This window comes from Nonomuraea cypriaca (assembly GCF_015645445.1).
GTDB classification, from domain to species: Bacteria; Actinomycetota; Actinomycetes; order Streptosporangiales; family Streptosporangiaceae; genus Nonomuraea; species Nonomuraea cypriaca.
Map to the genome: position 1 here is coordinate 1 of NZ_JADOGI010000375.1, position 6,928 is coordinate 6,928.

At 62.8% G+C, this 6,928-nt stretch carries 4 protein-coding genes and 1 pseudogene; 1 reads left to right on the forward strand and 4 read right to left on the reverse strand.

The features are described from left to right. Positions 1-264: 264 nt before the first annotated feature. Positions 265-747 carry a hypothetical protein gene (locus ITP53_RS52915; protein ID WP_195903061.1) on the reverse strand — a complete coding sequence of 161 codons (483 nt, stop codon included), beginning with the start codon at positions 745-747 and terminating at the stop codon, positions 265-267. A 335-nt stretch (positions 748-1,082) separates the two neighbouring features. Between ITP53_RS52915 and ITP53_RS52920 the strand changes: the two genes are divergently transcribed. After that, the gene (locus tag ITP53_RS52920) at positions 1,083-2,939 is read left to right on the forward strand and encodes a DUF262 domain-containing protein (RefSeq protein WP_195903062.1); all 1,857 of its coding nucleotides are present in this window, start codon (positions 1,083-1,085) and stop codon (positions 2,937-2,939) included. A 90-nt stretch (positions 2,940-3,029) separates the two neighbouring features. Here the strand turns inward: ITP53_RS52920 and ITP53_RS52925 are convergent, their stop codons facing one another. From ITP53_RS52925 to ITP53_RS61620, 3 genes and pseudogenes are all read right to left on the reverse strand, one after another. Further along, a complete protein-coding gene (locus tag ITP53_RS52925; RefSeq protein WP_207757681.1) occupies positions 3,030-3,704 on the reverse strand; it encodes an integrase core domain-containing protein in 675 nt (224 codons plus the stop codon). A 740-nt stretch (positions 3,705-4,444) separates the two neighbouring features. After that, on the reverse strand, positions 4,445-4,642 hold the full coding sequence (locus tag ITP53_RS61615; protein ID WP_407941416.1) for a hypothetical protein: 198 nt from the start codon (positions 4,640-4,642) through the stop codon (positions 4,445-4,447). Positions 4,643-5,492: 850 nt separating this feature from the next. After that, positions 5,493-6,017, reverse strand: a pseudogene (locus tag ITP53_RS61620) (tyrosine-type recombinase/integrase); the annotation flags it as partial. Positions 6,018-6,928: the final 911 nt, after the last annotated feature.

Here is a 6,928-nt window from a genome sequence, read left to right on the forward strand (position 1 = left end):
GTAGGGTGCCATGCCTGTTCCTCTCTCCGATGTGCTGTAGCTATTTACAGCATATCCGCGCCCCTGTTACAGCGCTCAGAGATGGCAGGTTAGATTCCCGCCACCGCATCGACCCCGCCCTCTGCCAAACCACCACCGCCACGACCCCGTTCGGCCCCTGCACGCCGCTGACAGGCTCAACCTGTGCGCGCTGCCAAGCCGCCCTCGATCGCTACCTCCACGACCTGCCCGAGCTGTATGCCGACGTGGCAGGGTGAAATGCCGTCAACGGCGCCGCGGCACAGGCACGACGACGGGGTCCGGGTGACCGTCCCACGTCACCTCGATCTCGTCTGGAACAGCGTGAGCCATGCTTCCCGCCATCATGAAACTCACCGACCCGCCGGGACGTACCGCGGCATCGTGCGGAACCTGGATTCCGACTTCGGCAACCCCGCGGCCGTCAACCTTCACCCCCGTGGCGACGCCAGCCCCCGTGTTGCGGAGCGTGTACCGATCTTTGCTCCGCTCCAGCGTCCACGTGACGCTCGCAGCCGACGCCGTGCTGGAGGTTCGGTGCTCAGCTTCCAACGCCAGAATCGAGGTCGCCTTCTCGGCTTCGTTCGCCGACCGATCAGCGGCTAAGGCCGCCTTCTTCTGCCACTTCAGCCCTCGCCATGAGACCAGCAGCGCACCAACGGACACGATGCCGGCTACAACGGCGACGACGATTGCAACCCACGCAGGGTCGCTCCAGTCGATGGTCATGCAGGAGAACCTATGGCCGATACTGCAAGCGCGCAGACAAGGAGCCCCAAGTGACGTACGCAGGGATCAGCACCGCCGACGCCGAGGCCCTCTCCCAGATTCCCGCCAGCGACTAAACGGGCCATCGCCGCCCAGCCCAGGCGCGGCAGTGCGGGGAGTCGGTGTCGCCGGCCAATAGAGGAGGCCGCATACTCGCAGGAACTTCTGCCTCGGTGAACAACCTCCGGCATCCATAGCTGAGCACCGCGTACCCGCAGAGGCCAGAAGGCCTGACAGTCCGTTACCTTCCCATTACCATGGAAGTCATCCTTCAACACCGGCGAGGATAAGTACTTATGGGCTTCCAGACTCCTCTATATGAGTTGGCCGAATACCTGAAGTGGACCGCTAGCGGTCGCATCCAACTCCCCGACTTCCAGCGCGGCTACAAATGGGAAGATGAGCGCATCCGCCAGCTCCTCGTGACGATCCTGCGCGGCCATCCGCTCGGTGTGGTGATGATGCTGAAGACAGGCAATGATCAGATTCGGTTCAAGCCGCGCCCGGTCGAAGGAGTGGCCCTTCCAGCGGATACCGAACCCGAGCTGCTGCTCCTCGACGGCCAGCAGCGGCTCACTTCGCTCACTCAAGCTCTCACCGGCAGTGGCGTTGTCCACACCAAGGACAGCCGGGGTAAGCTCATGGATCGGCGATACTACGTGCATATGGCCACCGCGTTGCTCGGTGAAGATCGGATCGAAGAGGCGATCCTGTCGATGCCAGGCGACGGCATCCTTCGCAGCAACTTCGGCAAGGACGTCGAACTCGACCTATCCACGCCAGAACTTGAGCGCACGAACGGCTACTTCCCCGTCCGCCTTCTTTTCGGCGGAGCGGACACCGTGACATGGCTCTTCGCCTGCGAAAATAAGGAGCAGGCCAGCAAGTTCCACGCCGAAGTCATCCAGCCCTGCTCGACCTACAACATCCCCGCCATTGAGCTGGACAAGACGACCAGCAAGGCGGCCGTCGCCACGGTGTTTGAGAAGGTCAACACGGGTGGCCTACCCCTTAACGTCTTCGAGCTCCTCACTGCCACCTTCGCCGGCGACAAGAAGTACTTCGACACCCACGGCACCGACTTCCGACTCAATGATGACTGGCAGGTGACCCAGAAGGGATTCGCCGCACACCCCGTGCTGGCAGCCGTCGAGAACACCGACTTCCTCCAAGCCGTGAGTCTGCTCGCAACTCTCAAACGGGCCAAGGAGGATACCTCTGGCCGGCCGCCTGCGGTGTCCGCCCGCAAGGAGGATCTGCTCAAACTCGCGTTGGACGACTATCTGGAGTGGGTTCAGCCGGTCCGCGATGCCTTCGCGTGGACGGCGACCTTCCTGGCCGATCATCATATCTTCGACGTGAAGTTCCTCCCTTACCCCAAGCAGCTCGTGCCGCTCGCCGCAGTCAAGGTTGTCCTTGGAAACCACGCCGACCTGCACGGCGTGCGCGCCAAGCTGGCTCAGTGGTTCTGGTGCGGCATTATCGGTGAGCTGTACGGCTCGACCATTGAGACTCGATTTGCGCGTGACATAGAACAGGTCCCCGTCTGGGCACGCAGTAGCACCGAGGCGGCGGTGCCTCGGACCGTCGCGGACTGCACCTTCGCCGCGTCCCGACTCCTATCGCTACGGACTCGTAACGCAGCCGCGTACAAGGGAATCTACGCCCTTGTCCTTGCCCACGGGGCTAAGGACTGGATGTACGACAAGGCTCTCGACAAGATCCAGTATGTAGACCTGGCCGTCGACATTCACCACATCTTCCCAGCCAAGTGGTGCCTCGACCACGACATCGACCCGAGCCGGCGAGAGAGCATCGTCAACAAAACACCTCTTTCCGCCGAAACGAACCGTGCAATCGGAGGCGTGGCACCATCCGCATATCTGCCGAAGATCGAGAAAAAGGCGGACATTAGCTCTATGCAGCTCAACACACTTGTTGGCACCCATGCGGCAGAAGCCGCGGAGCTGCGAGCAGACGATTTTGATACATTCTTCAACAAGCGTCTGCAGAAGCTCGTCACCCTCATTGAAGTCGCAACAGGAAAGCCTGTACAGAATGACCTCAAGGAGGACAACGGCACCGAGAGCCTGCAACTATTTGACCCTGAAGATATCGCTGTGGTGCCCGACCTCGATGACATCGAAGTTTGACGAAGCAAAAGCAGCTGACGGATGCCAGGGCGCGTGCCGTTCGAATATTGGGTTACGTGGACTGAGCTGCGGTTATGCGGCGTAGTGGTATTAGTTGATCATGCCTGCAACTACAGGTTTTCGGCGGATGGATCGCAGATCGTCGAGTTCGGTCATGTCACGGGAGGGCTGCGTTGCGATGTCCGGAGGCCGTTGGCACCGGGACTGGTGCGGCCGGTGCGCGTTGTAGTGGATCAGATACCCCTGCAGGACACGGGTCAGATGGCGTTCATCGAGGATCAGGATCCGGTCCAGGAGTTCGCGGCGCAGGGTACTGATGACCCTCTCGCAGATGGCATTCATCCTCGGCGTCCGCGGCAGCGTAGTGATGTCCCGCAACCCTTCGGCTTGGAAGACCTCGCGAAAGGCGGAGGCGAAGAGCGGGCCCCGGTCGTGGATCAGGAATCGCAGCCCAGCGATGCGGTCACCCAGATCCAAGACAAGGTTGCGGGCCAGCTGCACCGTCCATGCCCCGGTCGGGCGTGCGCTCACTCCGGCCAGGTGCAGTTTCCGGGTGCCGTGCTCGATGAAGACCAGCACATACAACCGCTTGAGCAGCACCGTCTCGACCACCAGGAAGTCACACGCGATGATCGCGTGGGCTTGGGTGGTCAGGAACTGCCGCCAGGTCGGCCCGGCCCGGCGGGGTACGGGCTTGATGCCGGCGGCGTGCAGGATCCCATACCGTGGACGCTGCGATCGGGTACCCCAGGCGCGCCTACTCATGACCGCTCGGTGGTTGCTCATCCGGGCTCGGCTGCCGTGAGGATCGAGGCCTTATCACGGCACACAGCCGTGCCGGCAAGGGGAGAAACGGCACAAAATGGTGATGGTCAAGAACCCATGGTTGCTCGGTGATTGCTCGCGTGTACGCGATACAGCACGACATCCATCACCACTACCCGACACGACGGCGGGGAGAAATCCGTCCACAGCCATAGAAAATGTCACTCCGCGACACTGAGCGACACCGAGGGAACCGACTCATAATCCGTGGGTCGTGGGTTCAAGTCCCACCCGCCCTACTCTCCAATACCGCGTTCGACCTGGGGTTTCTCGGATTCCGCCAGCCTCGGGTCTCATTGTTGATCATGGTTGGTTGCTCGGCGGTTGCTCTTGTGTACGGACCCGGTACGACGGTAGATCATTAGACCGCCATCGTCAGTTCAGACCCCAATGACGACCATCAGAAGATCAAGCCAGAAGGCATGCACGGCCTCGCCGGACAACGGTGGCCTCAGGCGAGATCAAGCCTTGCCCAAGCCGGCTCGCCTTGCTTACCAGGCTTTTCTGACCAGCAGATTAAAGATCCGCTGCTTCTCGCAGCGAGCCGCTCGCCCGTACATCGCACAGGTTCAGGCTCGACCAACCTTGCGTCACCCGTGCGACAGCCGCTGAGCACACAAGGCAGGCCCGCCGAAGGGTCGGCGGGCCTGCCTGGGCTCGGTGGTTCAGGTGGTGGTGTCTCAGGTACGGGTCGGCAGGGTGATCAGCCGGGCGGTCTGGCCTCCGCTGGCGGCGGTGTTGACGAGTGCGGCGGTGGATTCGGCGGCGGCGCGGGCCACTTCGGGGTAAACGCTGGTGTAGGTGTCGCGGGTGAAGGCGGAGGAGACATGACCGAGGGTCTCCTGCACGACCTTCAGATCGACCCCGGCAGCCAACATCAGGGACGCAGCCCCATGCCGGAGGTCGTGGCAGCCGCACCGGTGGTAGACCCGCCTCGTAAGACAGCAGATAGGACTGGTCGCTGACGTGCTGCGGATGCAGCGGACGACCAAACTCGTCAGTGAAGACGAAGCCGCTGTCTTCCCACCCCTGCCCTGCGGCCAGGCGCTCGGCGGCCTGCGCCTTACGGTGACCGCGCAGAGCGGTGACAGTGTCGGCGTCCAGGGCGATAGTCCGATCGCTCGCCTCGGTCTTGGGCTTGCCTTGGATGGTTTCCCAGCCCAGTTGGGTGATCTGCCAGTGCACCCCGGCCGTCCCGGCGTTCAGGTCGATGTCCTTCCACCGCAGCCCGACCGCCTCGCCCCGGCGCAGCCCGCGCAACGCGATCAGCCGGTACAACACCGCCAGCCGATGGCCTGCAGCCTGGGCGAGGAAGGTCGACGTGTGCACCGGGGTCCAGACCATGACGGGTGAGGGTCGCGGGGTGGAGATGTAGACGTTGATCGGGTTGACCCGGCCGCCGCGTCGCTGCTGTTCGGCGGCCAGTCGGTGATGCAGATCCTGGTTCCAGGCGGCGACCCGCTCGTCGGTCCACACCAGCGCCTTCGGCTTGTCCGCATCCGGCAGTTCGACCACCGCTGCCGGGTTGAAGTCGATCAGCCGGTCCTGCTTGATCGCGATGTTCAGCGCGTGCCGCAGGGTCGCGCGGATACGGTGCATGGTGCTCGGCCCGACCGGCCGCCGGTACCGCACCTTGGCCCGCTCGTCGGGATCGCCGCTGGCGCGGGCGGTGGCGATGACGTCGTTAAACTCCTCGATCGCGTCGAACATGCCCGCGATGTCGGAGACCCGCAGCCGGTCCAGCCGGATGTCACCCAGGTACGGGGTGAAGTAGAGCCGGATGTGCGCCTCATACGAGCGGCGCGTGGTTTGGTCAATCTTCCGCTTGCGCCGCAGGAACTCGGTCATCCATTCCGCGACCGTCATGGTGGGGTTCAGATCCTGGTGGGTACGGACCTTGCGCCGCACCTCTTCCACCGGCGGGAGTGCTTTGGTGTCTTTGAGGACGGCCAGCATCAGATCGGTGATCTTCCGCCGGACCTGCGGGTCCTCATCCAGCGCCAGCAGCGCACTGGCGTGCTCCAACTCCGCTTCCACCTCCTCCAGCATGGCGAAGCCCTGGCGGCGCAGAGGATTGCGCCGCCGCCCGTCCGCGTGCGGGGGAAGCTCCAACTGGTAGGCCCACGTGCCGTGCGTGGTACTCCACCGCTCCCCCTTGCCCCCAGCGCGGCGTAGCTGCGGGCAGCTCTTGCCGAGCTTCTTCCCGCTCGCCTCCTCCCGGCAGGAACAGGTCTTGTAGATCGTGCCGTTCATCGTCGTGGCCGGCCTTCCTCGTCGAGCTGTCGCCTCTGTCCATCGCCCGCCACCCACAGGACGCCCCAGCGGGGCGTAGTGCGAGGCCGGACGGCCGTATCGACGCCCACCTTCATGGCACCCGTCAAGCGATATCCGCTGGTCACGACTACCGCACCGGGCAGGAGCCAACCTGCTCCTGTCACCTCTGTAAATATCGACATAGAGTCCGGAGTTAGGACAACGCGACGCAACAAGACTTGGACAGCTTCAGGGCAGCCACGATTCAGGTGCGGTGGTCAGGAAGACAGGCAGTCCCTGGATTCACAACGCAGCACCGCGAGCGGCGAGACGATCCGAGGGCGATGGAGAGAAGACGCTGGCGGAACCTAAGTACAGGCTCACCATCGCGGAGAGTGGTGCCCCTGCCGCAACCACCCGGTATCAGCACCCGATTCGCAGCATGTGGTCAGTGGAGCGTCATTGTCATACAAGCCTGAAGTCCTAGTAGGACTGCCCATAAATCCAATTTGTGACTGTCCTGCTACAACCCCACCTCATGCAGCTACGACCGAAGCTGAACTTGTTTCCTAATTTCTCCCACGATGGGAACGATCCAGACTTACCATTCGCTGGTAACCATGGTGAGCATGTGACGATTGTCGTCCCACGGTGAGTGGGTTCTCAGGGCGGGAGGATGTGTGTATCTCGCAGAGGTGCGCGCACAGAATTTCAGGATCTACGGGATGGGGAAGCCCGAAGCTGCCGAACAGGAGGAGGCTCAGTCAGACCTTCCGCTGGCTGCTGTCGACGAGCCTTGAATACTGACCCCCAGACAACGTGTGAAAACTGACCCCCTTGGTCACCACAGGTGACAGAAAGGGATGTGATCACAGTGGATGACTGGGCAGAGATCCGCCGTCTGCACCGGG

Bases quoted from the DNA above. Each gene is read 5' to 3' on its own strand.
- ITP53_RS52920 (WP_195903062.1), top strand. From the start codon at position 1,083: ATGGGCTTCCAGACTCCTCTATATGAGTTGGCCGAATACCTGAAGTGG.
- ITP53_RS52925 (WP_207757681.1), bottom strand. From the start codon at position 3,704: ATGAGTAGGCGCGCCTGGGGTACCCGATCGCAGCGTCCACGGTATGGG.
- ITP53_RS61615 (WP_407941416.1), bottom strand. From the start codon at position 4,642: ATGTTGGCTGCCGGGGTCGATCTGAAGGTCGTGCAGGAGACCCTCGGT.
- ITP53_RS52915 (WP_195903061.1), bottom strand. From the start codon at position 747: ATGACCATCGACTGGAGCGACCCTGCGTGGGTTGCAATCGTCGTCGCC.